The sequence below is a fragment of the Falseniella ignava CCUG 37419 genome, from assembly GCF_000301055.1.
Taxonomy (GTDB): Bacteria; Bacillota; Bacilli; order Lactobacillales; family Aerococcaceae; genus Falseniella; species Falseniella ignava.
This window is the reverse complement of sequence record NZ_JH932301.1, coordinates 707,828-723,426: the sequence shown is the minus strand read 5'-3', so window position 1 is coordinate 723,426 and position 15,599 is coordinate 707,828. Positions and strand designations below refer to the sequence as shown.

Below are 15,599 nucleotides of genomic sequence, written 5' to 3'. Positions count from 1 at the left end.
ACAAATCTTATTAAAAATCTAAATTTACATTGACTCATGCATGGTTCGATTAATTACATCGAGTTGTTGCTCACGAGTTAATTTAATGAAGTTAACAGCATAACCTGAAACACGAATTGTTAATTGTGGATAGTCTTCAGGATGCTCCATTGCATCAAGCAAGGTATCTCGGTTAAATACGTTGACGTTAAGATGATGTCCACCCTCAACAGAATAACCATCCAATAAGGAAACTAAATTCATTTGTTGAATGTCTTCTTCTTTCCCTAAAGCTTTAGGAATGATTGAGAACGTATTTGAAATACCATCTAAAGCATATTCATAAGGTATTTTTGCGACCGATAGTAAGCTCGCAAGTGCTCCATGCGTATCGCGTCCGTGCATTGGGTTGGCGCCAGGTGCAAATGGTTCACCGGCACGACGTCCGTCTGGAGTATTTCCTGTCTTTTTACCATATACAACGTTCGAAGTAATCGTTAGAATTGAAGTCGTATGTTTAGCATCGCGGTAAGTTGGATGTTTTTTCACTTTAGACATAAATGATTTCAGTAATTCTACTCCAATTTGGTCTGCACGATCATCATTGTTACCGTATTTCGGTGTGTCACCTTCAACTTCAAAGTCAACAACTAGACCTGATTCATCACGAATCGTACGAACCGTACCATATTTAATCGCCGCTAAAGAGTCGATGGCAACTGAGAAGCCTGCAATACCGGTAGCCATTGTACGTAATACCTCAGTATCATGTAAAGCCATCTCCAGACTTTCATAACTATATTTATCATGCATATAATGAATCACATTTAATGAATTTAAGTATAATCCTGCAAGCCACTCCATCATATCATCATATTTTTCCATTACTTCGTCATAGTCTAAAATTTCAGAAGTAATCGGTTGGTAAGCTGGTCCGACTTGTACTTTAGAGATTTCATCAACCCCACCATTAATTGCATAAAGTAAAGCTTTCGCTAAGTTTGCACGCGCTCCAAAGAATTGCATTTGTTTACCAATTTCCATTGCAGACACACAGCATGCAATACCGTAATCATCGCCATAAATTGGACGCATTGCTTCATCATTTTCATATTGAATCGCAGATGTTTCAATCGACATCTTCGCTGCAAATTTCTTAAAGTTTTCTGGTAATTTTGGTGACCATAAAACAGTTAAGTTTGGTTCTGGAGCAGGTCCTAAGTTTGATAAAGTATGTAAGAAGCGGAATGAGTTTTTCGTAACAAGTGGACGTCCATCCACACCCACACCTGCAATTGATTCAGTTACCCAAGTTGGGTCCCCAGAGAATAATTCATTATATTCAGGTGTTCGGGCAAACTTCACCAAACGTAATTTCATGACAAAGTGATCGACCAATTCTTGAGCTTCTTTTTCCGTTAAAATACCATTACGTAAATCACGCTCAATATAAATATCTAAGAATGTTGAGACACGACCAAGTGACATTGCTGCCCCATTTTGTTGTTTGATTGCTGCAAGATATCCTAAATATAACCATTGGAATGCTTCTTGCGCTGTTTCTGCTGGACGTGATAAATCAAATCCATAAATATTACCTAGTTCGATGAGTTCATCCAATGCACGATATTGTTCAGAGACTTCTTCACGTAGTTGAATCACATCGTTCGTCATAGTGCCATAGCCAATATTGGCGAAATCTTTTTGTTTTTCTTCTTTAAGACGATTTACACCATATAATGCTACCCGGCGGTAATCGCCGATAATCCGTCCACGTCCGTATGCATCCGGTAAACCTGTAATAACACCAGAACGACGCGCTGCGCGCATTTCAGGCGTATATACATCAAAAACACCTTGGTTATGTGTTTTACGATATTCGGTAAAAATATGTTGAACCTCATCGTCAATATGATAGCCATAAGCTTCAGCTGAATTTACTGACATACGAATTCCACCAAAAGGCTGTAAGCTACGTTTAAATGGCTTATCAGTTTGGAATCCGACAACTTTCTCTAAATCTTTATTTAAATAACCTGCATCATGGGAAGTAATCGTCGATACGACTTTAGTATCCATATCAAGGACTCCACCAGCATCACGTTCTTGTTTGGTCAAGTCCATGACTTGATCCCACAGCTCAAACGTTGCTGCCGTAGCTCCTTCTAAGAAACTGTCATCCCCTTCATATAAAGAGTAATTTTGTTGGATAAAATCTCGAACGTTAATTTCTTCTTGCCATACATGTCCTTTGAACTCGTCCCAAGCGTGCACCATCGAAGTATCTTGAGCTTTTTCCATCTCTCTTTCCTCCTGATTTTTAATTGTGATTTTTTTAACAATCTTATCATAACCGACAATTGCATATTTGTCAATATAAAATATAGATTTTTAATACAGATAATCCCTTTTATAACAACATTTGTTTCCTGTATTATAACAGTTATCGTTTTTCAAGGTTGCTCTGTTACATTAGCTGTATCAGTCATAATGCCATCATTTTCGAAATAGGTCTCTAGACCTATCCTATGTTTCCTTTTTTCTGCTATAATTATATTTAGATAGGAGGAGAAAATATGAACTTAATTATTACTGCCATTGTTACTTTAATATTAAGCCATTATTTACCCGGAATTGTTGTCTCAGGATTTTTTAGTGCATTATTGTTTGCTTTAGTACTTGGAATTTTTAATTTCTTTTTAGGTAACATCTTGAAATTAGTAGGATGTTTAGTCAATCTCATTACTTTAGGGCTATTTAATGCAGTGATTAATGTGTTTATGGTTTTACTGGCCGCAAAAATGATTAATGGTGTGTATATCGACGGATTTTTCAGTGCAGCGATTCTTGCCATCGCCATCTCATTCTTTACCACGGCCTATGAAAATAAAACTGATATGGTTCGTAGATAATAAAAAAACCAGCCACTTGCAAAAAGCAAGTGGCTGTTTATATTCATGGCGGGAACGTGTGAGAATCGAACTCACCCGAGAAGCTCTTAACCCCTCATACTGGTTTTGAAGACCAGAGGGCACACCAGAACCCATCCGCTCCCGTAAATTTAACGAACAATATTGATTATACTGAATATTATATTAAAATTCAACCGTAATAACCTAAAAATTTAGGGTATTCGGATTTCATGGTGGAAAAGGGCTTATAAATCACCCTTCTCCAAATTCTTAATAAGTGTGGAAAAATCGACACCAAAGTTGTCTGTAATGTCGTGATCATTCACTTCATACCAATTGAAAGTATCGTATAACATAGCTTTATTGAAAGCACTTGAATTAAATCGTGGCTTACGCTTTTTATGGAGCTTCTCATTGAAAAGGATTTTGGCTCGTAAGGCATCAAACGAGTAACCTCTACCCATTCGCTCTACCTGCCTAATAATGCTGTTAATTGACTCCGTATAAGCGTTAGTGAGCCTTTTTTTATCAAAGTAGTTGAATATTTCGACATGCCAGTTGTCTACGGCTCTCACGAGGTCTTTATATGCGTCTTTAGAGTTACTGGACATACAACGGTGTCTCCATTGACTATAACGAAGACGACCTTCATCTGGATCAGGAGTATCCCATATCCAGTAAAACTCTTCTTTGAGTTCATAGGCTTCTTTTAAAGCAGGAAGATTACCTAACCAAGTATCTAAGAGGAATGATTCACGTTCATTTAGATCGTGTTTACGCTTTAGAAGGATAAACCTTTCACGCATAAGGGTACGTCTTTCTTTTTGGCTCATATGGGCTTTCAAAGACTTTCTGACGTTATCTAAGGCTTGATTAGCCATTCTAACTACATGAAACTTATCTACGACAACTTTAGCGTGTGGAAGGATAGTGTTCACTGCGTCTTTGTAAGGCTTCCACATATCCATTGTGACGTACTCAATATAAGTCCTGTCACTGATTTCTGAAAGACGTTGGATGACTGTTTCCTTGTCACGGTTTGGCTTGATGTCATAAATAGTCCTGCGTTCAATATTAGTCAATACAAGCCGAGGTCTATGGATAATATGTATCTCGTCTATCCCAAGCCACTTAGGAGTTTCAAACTGGTATTCACGTTCTTTGAGTGTCACATAGTCCTTAAAAACGTTCCTAATAGTTTTCTCGTCAACACCAACGCTTTCTGCGACTTCTACAAAGGTCTTAGACATGGATTGCTCTTGAATGGACTTTAAAAGCCTTTTGGTCATACTACGCTTTTCATCTACAGATATTAGGCGTTCCCAGAAGGTAGATCCGCATTCACGACACTTGTATCGTCTACGGTTCAATTGTAAGCCCACTCGCTTTAAACGAATGGGCAAATCCATAATTAGTTGATTTCTTGAACTGTGTTTGTACAACTTGTCAAAACCACATTCAGGACAACGTTCAGGTGGTCCGACTGCTTCAACTTTAAACATCATATCGGTTTCATTTTCTTGCGGTGGTTCTATTGTTTTAATGTCTGGTAGGGATAATAAGTCTGACATATTGTTCATCCTTTATTACTCTGCGGTGTTAAGGTATCAATTATAGATTTGATGTCGAAATCATCAGTGTTAAATTATTTTTGTGACCACAAATGCACTTAGAAAATCCCTTAAAGCATTTATATAATGGGTGATCGCAAAATAGTGTATGAAATCTTTTGTAGACTTTGCTAAACTACTGCACACCTTTAGTACAGTATTAGCTGGTTCACTTGAATAGGGAGTTGTAAAAAAAGTTCCCTTAGCCTGCACAACAAGATAATTTCGAAACATCTTTATCGAACGTAAGTGCAGCTAATTTTAGCCCTTCAGCCATTGTTAAATATGGTGCTAGGGTTTCTGTTAAATCTTCTATCGTTAAGCCAAATTTAACAGCTAATGATGCTGCATAGATGACATCTCCTGCATTCTCAGATATAATGTGAACCCCTAATACTTTTAGTGTTTCTGCATCTGCTACTAGTTTAAATACACCGGTTGTTTCACGGTTTACAATTGCTCTTGGAACAGCATCTAAAGGTAATACAGATGTCTTCACATCATACCCTTTCTCTTTTGCTTGTTCTTCTGTTAAACCAACCGTTGCAACCGTCGGATTCGTAAACGTAACAGCAGGAACTACCGATAAATCTATTTTTTTGTTTAATCCACCGATAGCATTATCAGTAATAATTCCACCTTCATAGGCTGCTACATATACAAATTGCGGTCCTAACGTCACATCTCCTGCTGCATAAATCTTTTCATTACTTGTTTGACCAAAATCATTGATCAGGATTTCATTATTTTTTCCAGTTTCAACACCTGCTGCACTTAAATTTAAAGAATCCGTATTTGGTTTTCTTCCAGTGGCAACAAGTAACTGATCTGATTCAATGACTTCTTTACTGCCATTTACTGTTATGTAAACTTTTTTTATCTCTCCACTTTGTTCAACACGCTCAAAAGTTGCCCCTTTGACAAGGTTTATACCCTGTTCAATTAACGCTTTTTCAACTGACTCTGAAATCTCAGGATCATACTCCTTTAAAAGTCGCTCACTTCTTTGCATAAGCGTTATTTCTGAACCTAAATGATGAAATAGTTGTCCAAGCTCCATTCCAATGTATCCTGAGCCAATTACAGTTAATCGTTTTGGTATTTTCTTTAACTCAAGAAGTGTTGTACTAGTTAAATAGTCCATTTTTTCAAGTCCTGAAATTTGGGGCAACGAAGGCGATGCACCTGTTGCAATTAAAAAGCGTTTTGCAGATAACTTTGCCCCATTGACCTCAACCGTACTAGCATCAACGAATTTTGCTTCACCTTTAATTAAATCAAAATTATATTCATCAATTAAATCCACATATTTTTGATTCCGAAGTTCGCTCACCAATTTATCCTTTTGCGTGATTAAACTAGCTAAATCCACTTCTCCAGCGGATGTTTGTAAACCTTTAAACGGATTGTCTTTTGATAAATGATTGATTTCCCCTGCCCTAAGAAGAGTTTTTGACGGAACACAGCCAATATTCACACAGGTTCCCCCAACCGTTCCACGCTCAATCATTCCAACTTTTGCACCGTATTCTATAGCTTTAATTGCCGAAGAAAAGGCAGCAGCACCAGAACCAATAATAAGAAGGTCATAATCGTCTTCATTAATTAACGCCACGTTTTCTAGTGTTGATACTTCTTCAATTTCTCTGGCTTGGTAATTTGCTTCATCAATCGCCTTTATTGCACTTTCAACCTCAATATCATCGGGCAGTTCAAATACTGCTTCACCACGACGAAAATTAGACTCAATATTTTTAGCACCTATCTTTTCAAGTGCTGATTCTACGTGTTTTTCACAACCCGTACAAGTCATTCCTTGAATATTTACCTTAAATTTATTCATAAAAAATCCCCTTTCGTTAATGTCTCATGTTAATGTTTCTATTATTGGACACGAATGTAATTGCTTTTCATCTGGACATCGTTGTTTTAAGTCGTCTAACATAGTTTCAATTCGTTTTAAATCCTCTATTTGTTTTTGCACTTCCTTTTGTTTTTTAGAAACAAATTCGAACATGTCTTGACAACAAACTTCATCTTTATCTACAACACCAAGTATTTTATAAATCTCGCTTAAAGAAAAACCAAGTTCCTGTATTCGTTTAATAAACCCAACACGCTTAACGTCATCATATGAATATATCCGATAACCAGCTTCCGTTCGGTGAGGTTCTTGTAATAAATTTTTTCTCTCGTAATATCTAATCGTTTCTTTATTAACTCCACATTTATCTGCAAACTCACTAATGCGATAAATCATCTTATTTCACCCCATGAATATTATAAACCGTGTACCATAGTACGCGGTCAAGTAAATTGGACTATTTTATTTTTCCCAAACGTATCACTCGTATGTGATTGATGCTTTTATATAATACTATTGATTGTCCTAACATCCCACCAGAAAATCCGATTTAAACACCAGTTGTTTTTAAACTATTAAGAAAGTAATTCCACTATATATTCCGAAGACCCAAAATTTAATCCTTTATCAAACATAGATGATAAAAACCGTAGCGTTTAGCTAATCAATACATCTTGTGAATTGATTAGCTAATAATACCATGGTATGATAAAAGCGAGTTTATAGAAAGGAGAAAGTGATATGTTAAAAGATTTTAAGCCGTTTACAACGAATTTGATGGGATCAATGCCACGAACTCAAGAAGTATTCCAAGCACAGGATGACTTGAAGTCAGGTCGCATTGATCAGCGTCAATACAATCAAGTTATTCATGACGAAACGATGAAAGTAGTTCAGTTGCAAGAAAAAGTAGGCATCGATGTGATTACCGGAGGTGAATACCACCGCGATAACTTTATCTCATTTGTTGCGCAAAATGTCCCAGGCGTATCCATGTTCAGTACGGAGGAATTAACACAAATTACGACTGGAGAGCATCAAGAAGATTTTGCTGAGAGCTTAGCGGAGCGTGATGCAGATGACCATTCTATGAACAGTCCTGCCGCTACTGGTAAATTAGATGTTAACGCAGAATTTGTTCTTCCAGAGATGAAGGAACTGCGTGAAATGACTAAAAAACCATTGAAGGCAACAGTTCCTAGCCCATACCTCCTAGTCCGCAACTTATGGGTGAAAGAATTGTCTGGAAAATATTATAGCGGACGACGTGATTTGGCTAAAGATATTTTACAACTTGTTCGTAATGAAATCCAACGCTTAATTGACTTTGGTGTTGAAGTCATTCAATTAGATGAGCCAATTCTAGCAGAAGTATGCTTTGCAAGTAATGACGCAGCGCGTTCCTTTTACTGAGGTGTCTTATCTGAGAGAGCTCTGGAGAGCAAAGAACTAGAATTCGCTTATGACTTAATTGAACCAGTCTTAAGTGATATGAAAAATGCAAATGTCGTGAGCCAATTGCATGTCTGTCGTGGTAACTTTACCCGTCAAGAATCATCCCTTCTCGAAGGTAACTATGAGAAGTTATCAGACTTTTTTGCTTCAATTGATGCAGATATGCTAACATTAGAGATGTCAACACCTCGTGCAGGTTCAGTTGATGCCCTATTCAAAAACCCACAACTTAAAGATAAAGTTGCCCTTGGCGTTGGTGTCGTCAACCCAAGAATTGATCATATCGAAACAGCAGATGAGATTATAGGTTCTGTAGAACAGGCCATGAAATATATTGATGACCCACAACGAATTTGGTTGAACCCTGACTGTGGATTTGCAACGTTCCAAAATCGTCCAATGAATCCAATGCAAATTGTTGAACGCAAAATGGAAGCCATGGTCGAAGCCCAAGAAAAACTACGCCATAAATATTGTTAAATCAAATCTTATTCAAACAAAAACTCTCCTGAAAAATCAGGAGAGTTTTTGATTTCATTAAGGTTGAACGATTCTTTCTGCTTCACGCATAATTTCAATAAATTGCCCCATATTTCCAACTTCACCCACTGGCAGTTGTTCTTGGTCTTGTTCAAAATAGTTCATACAAGTACCGCATGTTAATAACTTAACACCTTTATCGGCTAAAATTTTTAAATCCTCTACAGTTGGAGCATCAGGTTTATTCAACCATACTGCTGAGTTATATAATAAAACATGCGTTGGCATTTCTGGTTGTTCTGTTAATTTATGTAAGAAAGCATTCATTAATTTTGCACCGATTTCACTACTTTGGTTATTATGACCCATTTCATCACTCGTTAATACAACAATATATGACATTTTTTATCCTCCTTAAAAACTTATCAACGACACTACAACAAGAAATTAATTGTATATCAATACTCGTTACCATCACATGGTCCGTTTTACCTGCGAAGGTGCCCTTTTTCTTTGATGTTATTGGGCTTCAATCAAATAATATTTAGTTATTATCTCATTGAAACCCAACAACATAATCGTTAACTAACGACACTCTTGGACATCAATGTGATAACCTTTGTTTGAATATTGATTTCACTACCACCCCTCCTTCTCTTTTATACGATAATTATATCACACTGTGAAAAGGTAACCAATCCTATTTCGTGAACAAATTAATAAACAAAGAACCTCCCATACGAGATTGGGAGGTCCTTGAATGAATTATTTGAATTCAATATTTTCTTTTTGGATTTTACCTTTTTCATCAACCGATAGACGAGTTAATTTATCTGTGAATGGTACACCATCTTCATTACGAGGGAATTTATCCAACTCGATTTGTAAGAAAGTGCGGTCTGAATGACCATGTTTTTTGAAGTTTTGTTTTAAAACTTTATTAACTGAAATTGGGTTTTCTGCTTCTTTAACAGTTACGACTTGTGCATTAGGATTTTCTAAGGCTTTAGCTACTAAATCTTCAAGTTTTTCACCTTCGATACCTAAAATCATGTAGTGAGTACCTTCTTTTTCTAAATCTTCTACTTTACGTACTTGTACTGCATCATGATTTTTCTTAACTAATCCCATAATCATCGCTGTTAATGGACGGCTACCTGTTGAACGGTCTCCCGCTACGATAATTGACTCACCACGTACTGCAGCTGCTTCAAGTTCTTCAGCCACTTTCTCATTAAATAATCCTGAATCAACAAAACGTTGTAATGCTAAACTCACTTGATTACCTCCTAGAAATAGTTTTCTTAACATTTATTATTATACACTATATCTACCTCCATTTTCAAATGATTCTGACATTCGTCAAATTGATTGCGCTATTACGATATGCTATCATAAAAGTGCGAAGGTGCTCTTTTAATAAAGGAGCATATCATGGAAATAAAAATATCAAAAAGTAAAGCTTTATTTCTTGGGATTTTATTGGGATTAGGCTTAATTTGGCTCGCATACTTAGGGAATCCTAAAAATATGGCACTTTGTACTGCTTGCTTTATTCGTGATCAAGTTGGTGCCTTAAATATGCATCAAAGTGCTGGAACGATGTATTTTAGACCGGAAATTGTTGGGATTCTAGTAGGTGCCCTAGCTCTAGGCTTAGCAACTGGGACCAAAGCTCGAGCGGCTAGCGCTCCTGGTTTAAGATTTTTAGGTGGAATTATTTTAATGGTCAATTCCCTCGTCTTTTTAGGTTGTACATTGCGAATGGTTCTTAGATTAGCGAGCGGTGACCTAAGTGCTATTGTTGGACTAGTTGGATTTGTTCTAGGCGTTTTTGTCGGTGTGCATTTTATTAAAAAAGGGTTCACCTTAGGGCAAGCTAATGTCGCACCTGCACAGATTAATATATGGGTTATCCCAATGATTTCGGTTCTTTTCTTATTGTTATCATGGGTTACACCTCAGCTCTTTAATTGGTCAGAAGCAGGACCAGGTAGCTTCCACGCTACACCTATCATTGCTTTAATTGTAGGGTTAGTATTTGGAGCCATCGCATTTGCAACTCGCTTATGTTTCGTAGGGTCTGTTCGTGATATTATTTTAATCCGAGACTTCACACTGATTACACCGATTATCGGATTGTTTGTTGTGATGCTAATTTATAATATTATGACAGGTGACTTTAATATTGTAGCTTTCGGACCGATTGCCCATAACCAACATCTATGGAATGTATTATCGATGTTTGCTGTCGGTTTTGCTGGTGTGTTATTTGGTGGATGTCCAGTGCGCCAAGTTGTCTTAGCTGGATCAGGACATGGTAATGCAATTATGACCTTTATGGGGATGGTTTTTGGTGCTGCATTAGCCCATAACTTTAGCTTAGCCAGCGCCCCATCGGTGGCTGCAACGGCTGAAGCAGCTGCAGTCTCTGGAGGTCCGGGATTGAACGGTCAAATTTTTGTCATTGGATCGATTGTATTTTTATTCGCTTTAGCCTATTATGTCGTTAATAAACGCGCAGATATTGTTGCTGAAGCGTAACCCATAGGAGATTTTATGAGATTAAATGTATATGTATCGTTTGAGGACTTATATGAAGCAATAGAATATGATAAAATAGCTAAAGAACGTGGATTATCTGGTAAATTGGTATCTGTTCCAAGAGAAATTTCATCGGGTTGTGGCTATGCCTGGCGTACTCGTAGACATAGTGTGTCACAGCTACATCAAATGATGGAAGATATCAAATTTTCAGCAATTCATGATTTATCATAAGGTAAGTTTGAGGAGATGGAGTTATGTTAAAAACAATCAAAATTAATTACGATACGATCGAATTATTGCAGTTCTTTTGGGAAACCGCCGCAAAAAATAATAAAGTAAATGATACTTATATTATGGAAATTGTAAATCATCCTTCGATGAAATCAATTTATACCGATGGCTTCGATGAACAATCAGCTCGCAAAGTTCTGTCTGCTGTAATTAATCATGAACCGGTCAACGAAGCAACAGATAAAGAACTTGAGTTTTATCACTACAATAAATTCAATGCGGATGACCCAGGTAACGTAGAAATGATGCTACCTCCAATCAAGCAATTAAATTTAGATGAGTTGAAGGAAGAATTCAACCAAGAGGATGCACCAGAGACACTCGTTGTTAATTTTGTTCCTGCTTATAACTTGACTTCGATTGCTTCACCGAATGAGCTGACAATTAACTTCTTCAAAATTGAAGCGGATTGGTCAGACCTAGACCATGTCTTTATTGAAGGAACCGAATTCAAAGAATACGTCTTAGAACAAGCACGTAAAGTATTGAGCGCTTAATCAATATTTTATAGAGCTTCTAATCCCCATACGAAATAAAATTTAATCTTATCCCATGCCTTTTTGCGGCATGGGTTTTAAATTCAAAAAACTCCTGGTTTTGTATCAGGAGTTTTTTTATAACTAAGATTAGTCACGGGTTTGCCAGATTTCTTCTTCATATTGACGGATCGTACGATCACTTGAGAAGTAACCCGCTTTAGCAATATTTACTAATGATTTTTGCATCCAAGTTTTTTGGTCTTCGTAAGCTTGATAGCAAACTTCTTTACATTCAATAAATTCCTCTAAGTCAATCAATGCCATAAACCAATCTTTTGTCTTCATATCGTGGTGGAGTCGCTCTAAACGCTCACGATTACCCATCTCAAGCATGGCATCACTTACAATAAAGTCCACAAGTGGTTTAATAATTGGACGTTGATAGTAAGTGCCTGGATCGTAACTTTCTTCTTCATATAACTTCACGATTTCTTGACTTGATTTCCCAAAAATAAAGATATTGTCATGGCCAACTTGTTCAGCAATTTCAACATTCGCCCCATCTAAGGTACAAACGGTTAAAGCGCCATTCAACATAAATTTCATATTCCCTGTTCCGCTCGCTTCTTTCGAGGCCAGTGAAATTTGTTCAGAAATATCTGCTGCTGTAATCAGTTTTTCAGCTGCCGTAACGTTATAATTTTCTACCATCACGACTTGGAGATGCGGACTCACCTCAGGATCATTGGCAATCATCTCTGATAAATTCAAGATTAAATGAATGATATCTTGAGCGATAATATACGCTGGTGCTGCTTTACCTCCAAAAATAATACTGATTGGCGTCGCTGGAATATTACCCGCTTTAATATCTAGATATTTATGAATAATATAGAGAGCTAACATTTGTTGACGTTTATATTCATGAATTCGTTTAATTTGAACATCGATAATCGCACTGTCATGTAAAGTCACACTTTGATTATCTTCTAAAAATTCTTTCAAGTTCAATTTATTATCATGCTTAATCGTTTGCAGTCGGTTCAATGTGTCTAAATCCTCTACAAATTCCAACAAACCAGATAAATCATGATCATTGCGCCAGTCATTGGTTAATTTATCATCGAGTAATTCGCATAGCGCAGGATTGGCAGCCATTAACCATCGGCGGAATGTAATCCCGTTGGTTTTATTATTAAATCGTTCTGGATACAACTTGAAGAATGCATTCAATTCTGTTTCTTTTAGAATATCGGTATGAAGTTGTGCCACCCCATTGACACTCTTTGAAAAATGAATGGCAATGTGCGCCATATGAACGCGACCGATTGAATCGATAATTTGAACCGCATCGTTTTGAGGGAATTGCTCACGAATAACTTGATCAAGTTGACGTATAATTTGCGCAATTTCAGGAACCGTTGTTTCGATATAATCCATCGGCCATTTTTCTAAGGCTTCAGCTAAAATCGTATGGTTCGTAAAAGCAACTGTACGTGAAACAATTTGAACCGCCTCTTCAAATGAAATGCCATGTTGCGTTGTAAATAAACGGATAAATTCTGGGATAATGAACGCCGGATGCGTATCATTAATTTGAACAACAGCATACTCATCCAAATCCGTAATGACACTTCCCTTGGCTACGGCTTCATCGATAATTAATTGTGCCGCATTCGATACCATAAAATATTGTTGGTAAATACGTAATAATTCACCTGCCTCATCAGAGTCATCCGGATATAAGAACAACGTGAGGTTTTCTTTAATATTTTGTTTATCAAAGTTGATCGATTGCCCTTTAATAATCGCCTCGTCCACAGAATCTAAATCAAATAATCGCAAACGATTTTTTGTTTTTTGGTGATAACCTGGTATATCAATATCGTATAATGTTGACTTTAAAGTGAAATCTTTAAATGGGACTGGATAAGAAATAGCACTTCGCTTGATCCAAGTAGGTTGCTCTAACCAGACATCCGGTTCACAAGTTTGTTGGTTATTTTCGAAAACTTGACGGAATAACCCAAAATGATAGTTCAGTCCTATACCATCACCATTAATGCCTAAACTCGAAATAGAATCTAAGAAACACGCAGCTAATCTTCCTAATCCACCGTTCCCTAATGACGGCTCAGCTTCAGCTTTTTCAACTTCATGAAGTGAGTGTCCATGGGATTGTAAGACTTGATCCACTTCCTCGTAACACCCTAGATTCAGTAAATTATTCGATAATAATTTACCAATTAAGAACTCAGCTGAAACATAATACAATTTACGTTTTGAGTCATTGAATGGTTGAGCTGCCGTTAAATCTTGAACAAAATCTAAAATAACTTTATAAACTTCTTGATTATTTAAGTCTTTTAGCGGTTGATTAAAATTCGCCAACGCTAATTCTTCTATTCTGTGCATTGATATCTCCTTTTTCTTCTTATTTCTTTTTATGTGGATTCATTCTGAAATAGGTCTCGGTTAATTCAAGTAGTTGTTCCTTAACATCCATTGGAACTTCGTCCGACACCATCCGCCATTTCCAATTGCATCCAATAGTGGAAGGTGTATTCATCCGAGCATCATTATCTAAATCGAGTAAATCTTGCATTGAATAAATTACCGTATTACTTACTGAAGCAGCAAGGCCACGGTTTAAGACTGCACTGGCCGATTGACCTGGCTTGCGATTTAAATATGCATCAACTTGATCACGTTGTGCTTGATTCGTCGAATCTTCCCACCAACCGCGTGCTGTTTCATTATCATGTGTTCCGACATATGCGACAGAGTGAGCTGGATAATGATGCGGTAAGTCTGTTGAATCTCCATGACCGTTGAAGCCAAACTGTAAGATTTTCATACCTGGATAACCCGTAGCATGACGCATATCAATCACTCCTTGCGTCATAAATCCTAAATCTTCAGCAATGATTGGTAAAGTTCCTAACGCTTCATTCAAAGCGTCAAATAATTTCATGCCGGGACCCTTGACCCAATGTCCTTCTGCTGCTGTTTTTGCTCCAGCTGGAACTTCCCAGTAAGATTCAAAGCCTCTAAAATGATCGATACGTAGTACATCATACAGCTCGAAACTCGCTTCAATACGACGAATCCACCATGCATAGCCATCTTCAGCCATGAAATCCCAGTCGTAAATCGGATTCCCCCAAAACTGTCCATCCGATGTAAATTGATCAGGAGGTGTACCTGCGAGTGCAGTAGGCAGTCCAGCTTCATCTGTTTTGAACATTTGTCCATCTTGCCACATTTCTACACTGTCCATCGCCACATAGATTGGCATGTCTCCAATGATTTGAATATTATGTTCGTTCGCATAAGTCTTTAATGCTAACCATTGATGATAGAACCAATACTGGGTGACTTGATGGTAATAGATTTTATCCGTTTCTTGTTCCAGAAGTGACTTGACTTCTTTCGACTGATAATTACGATAGGGTTCAGGCCATTCCGTCCAGCTCTTTAAGTCAAAGCATTCTTTTACAGTCATATATTCACAAAATGGAATTAACCAATCTTGTTGTGCTTCAATAAAATGAATTAACTTTGTTTTTTCTTCTTCACTTGCGGATGCTTTAAATCGTTGTACTGCGAGTTCGAGTATAGGTCTTCTCTGATGGAAAATCATCGCATAATCCACTTGATCTAGACGTTGATAAAAAATAATCCCCTTCAAGTCTTCTGAAGTTAAGTAGCCTGACTGAATCAATTGTTCAAAATCAATTAAATGGGTATTCCCAGCAAAAGCAGAAAATGATTGATACGGTGAATCTCCATAGGAGGTGGTTGTTAAAGGCAAAATTTGCCAATAGGTTTGACCGGTCTCCTCTAAGAAATCAACAAATCGATAGGCTTCTTGACCAAAACTTCCAATGCCAAATTGATTCGCTAGTGACGTAATATGCATTAATACACCGCTCGTTCGCTGCATAAGACAACCTCCTTTTATTTTTCAACCTCATTATAA

The 15,599-nt window shown here is 37.2% G+C and carries 13 protein-coding genes and 1 tRNA gene; 5 read left to right on the top strand and 9 right to left on the bottom strand.

The window, feature by feature from the left end; translation table 11 throughout:
- Positions 1-24: 24 nt before the first annotated feature.
- Complete coding sequence (gene pflB, locus HMPREF9707_RS07560) at positions 25-2,280, bottom strand: formate C-acetyltransferase (RefSeq protein WP_006702109.1); 2,256 nt, start codon at positions 2,278-2,280, stop codon at positions 25-27.
- Positions 2,281-2,555: 275 nt separating this feature from the next.
- On the opposite strand from pflB, the gene HMPREF9707_RS07555 reads away from it, so the two are divergent.
- Complete coding sequence (locus HMPREF9707_RS07555; RefSeq protein ID WP_006702108.1) at positions 2,556-2,891, top strand: phage holin family protein; 336 nt, start codon at positions 2,556-2,558, stop codon at positions 2,889-2,891.
- A gap of 46 nt (positions 2,892-2,937) precedes the next feature.
- Here the strand turns inward: HMPREF9707_RS07555 and HMPREF9707_RS09025 are convergent.
- The 4 genes from HMPREF9707_RS09025 to merR all read right to left on the bottom strand — a co-directional run bounded on the left by HMPREF9707_RS09025 (position 2,938) and on the right by merR (position 6,761).
- Positions 2,938-3,034, bottom strand: a tRNA-Sec gene (locus HMPREF9707_RS09025).
- Between the two features lie 102 nt (positions 3,035-3,136).
- Positions 3,137-4,462 carry an ISL3 family transposase gene (locus HMPREF9707_RS07550; protein ID WP_006702107.1) on the bottom strand — a complete coding sequence of 442 codons (1,326 nt, stop codon included), beginning with the start codon at positions 4,460-4,462 and terminating at the stop codon, positions 3,137-3,139.
- Between the two features lie 241 nt (positions 4,463-4,703).
- Positions 4,704-6,344 (bottom strand): mercury(II) reductase, encoded by a 1,641-nt coding sequence (merA, locus tag HMPREF9707_RS07545; protein ID WP_006702106.1) that lies wholly within the window; start codon positions 6,342-6,344, stop codon positions 4,704-4,706.
- A gap of 24 nt (positions 6,345-6,368) precedes the next feature.
- Positions 6,369-6,761 (bottom strand): Hg(II)-responsive transcriptional regulator, encoded by a 393-nt coding sequence (gene merR, locus HMPREF9707_RS07540; protein WP_006702105.1) that lies wholly within the window; start codon positions 6,759-6,761, stop codon positions 6,369-6,371.
- A gap of 345 nt (positions 6,762-7,106) precedes the next feature.
- Between merR and HMPREF9707_RS09300 the strand changes: the two genes are divergently transcribed.
- Positions 7,107-8,300 (top strand): methylcobamide--CoM methyltransferase, encoded by a 1,194-nt coding sequence (locus tag HMPREF9707_RS09300; protein WP_269943863.1) that lies wholly within the window; start codon positions 7,107-7,109, stop codon positions 8,298-8,300.
- Positions 8,301-8,357: 57 nt separating this feature from the next.
- On the opposite strand, the gene HMPREF9707_RS07525 is transcribed toward HMPREF9707_RS09300, so the two are convergent.
- Both HMPREF9707_RS07525 and HMPREF9707_RS07520 read right to left on the bottom strand, forming a co-directional pair.
- The gene (locus tag HMPREF9707_RS07525; protein WP_006702102.1) at positions 8,358-8,702 is read right to left on the bottom strand and encodes a DsrE family protein; all 345 of its coding nucleotides are present in this window, start codon (positions 8,700-8,702) and stop codon (positions 8,358-8,360) included.
- 363 nt (positions 8,703-9,065) lie between these two features.
- A complete protein-coding gene (locus HMPREF9707_RS07520; RefSeq protein WP_006702101.1) occupies positions 9,066-9,578 on the bottom strand; it encodes a hypothetical protein in 513 nt (170 codons plus the stop codon).
- 156 nt (positions 9,579-9,734) lie between these two features.
- Here HMPREF9707_RS07520 and yedE point away from each other — a divergent pair, with 156 nt between their 5' ends.
- The 3 genes from yedE to HMPREF9707_RS07505 are packed head-to-tail and all read left to right on the top strand — an operon-like array spanning position 9,735 to position 11,635.
- Positions 9,735-10,844 carry a YedE family putative selenium transporter gene (gene yedE / locus HMPREF9707_RS07515; RefSeq protein ID WP_006702100.1) on the top strand — a complete coding sequence of 370 codons (1,110 nt, stop codon included), beginning with the start codon at positions 9,735-9,737 and terminating at the stop codon, positions 10,842-10,844.
- A 15-nt stretch (positions 10,845-10,859) separates the two neighbouring features.
- Positions 10,860-11,078, top strand: a complete 219-nt coding sequence (locus tag HMPREF9707_RS07510) for a DUF3343 domain-containing protein (RefSeq protein WP_006702099.1) — start codon at positions 10,860-10,862, stop codon at positions 11,076-11,078.
- 23 nt (positions 11,079-11,101) lie between these two features.
- A complete protein-coding gene (locus HMPREF9707_RS07505; protein WP_006702098.1) occupies positions 11,102-11,635 on the top strand; it encodes a TDE2712 family protein in 534 nt (177 codons plus the stop codon).
- Positions 11,636-11,764: 129 nt separating this feature from the next.
- Here the strand turns inward: HMPREF9707_RS07505 and HMPREF9707_RS07500 are convergent, their stop codons facing one another.
- The gene (locus tag HMPREF9707_RS07500) at positions 11,765-14,032 is read right to left on the bottom strand and encodes a glycogen/starch/alpha-glucan phosphorylase (RefSeq protein WP_006702097.1); all 2,268 of its coding nucleotides are present in this window, start codon (positions 14,030-14,032) and stop codon (positions 11,765-11,767) included.
- Between the two features lie 19 nt (positions 14,033-14,051).
- Positions 14,052-15,563 carry a 4-alpha-glucanotransferase gene (gene malQ, locus HMPREF9707_RS07495; RefSeq protein ID WP_006702096.1) on the bottom strand — a complete coding sequence of 504 codons (1,512 nt, stop codon included), beginning with the start codon at positions 15,561-15,563 and terminating at the stop codon, positions 14,052-14,054.
- Positions 15,564-15,599: the final 36 nt, after the last annotated feature.

Coding starts and splice junctions, on each gene's coding strand:
- HMPREF9707_RS07550 (WP_006702107.1), bottom strand. CDS start 4,462: ATGTCAGACTTATTATCCCTACCAGACATTAAAACAATAGAACCACCG.
- HMPREF9707_RS07555 (WP_006702108.1), top strand. CDS start 2,556: ATGAACTTAATTATTACTGCCATTGTTACTTTAATATTAAGCCATTAT.
- HMPREF9707_RS07500 (WP_006702097.1), bottom strand. CDS start 14,032: ATGCACAGAATAGAAGAATTAGCGTTGGCGAATTTTAATCAACCGCTA.
- merR (WP_006702105.1), bottom strand. CDS start 6,761: ATGATTTATCGCATTAGTGAGTTTGCAGATAAATGTGGAGTTAATAAA.
- HMPREF9707_RS07525 (WP_006702102.1), bottom strand. CDS start 8,702: ATGTCATATATTGTTGTATTAACGAGTGATGAAATGGGTCATAATAAC.
- HMPREF9707_RS07505 (WP_006702098.1), top strand. CDS start 11,102: ATGTTAAAAACAATCAAAATTAATTACGATACGATCGAATTATTGCAG.
- HMPREF9707_RS07510 (WP_006702099.1), top strand. CDS start 10,860: ATGAGATTAAATGTATATGTATCGTTTGAGGACTTATATGAAGCAATA.
- pflB (WP_006702109.1), bottom strand. CDS start 2,280: ATGGAAAAAGCTCAAGATACTTCGATGGTGCACGCTTGGGACGAGTTC.
- malQ (WP_006702096.1), bottom strand. CDS start 15,563: ATGCAGCGAACGAGCGGTGTATTAATGCATATTACGTCACTAGCGAAT.
- yedE (WP_006702100.1), top strand. CDS start 9,735: ATGGAAATAAAAATATCAAAAAGTAAAGCTTTATTTCTTGGGATTTTA.
- merA (WP_006702106.1), bottom strand. CDS start 6,344: ATGAATAAATTTAAGGTAAATATTCAAGGAATGACTTGTACGGGTTGT.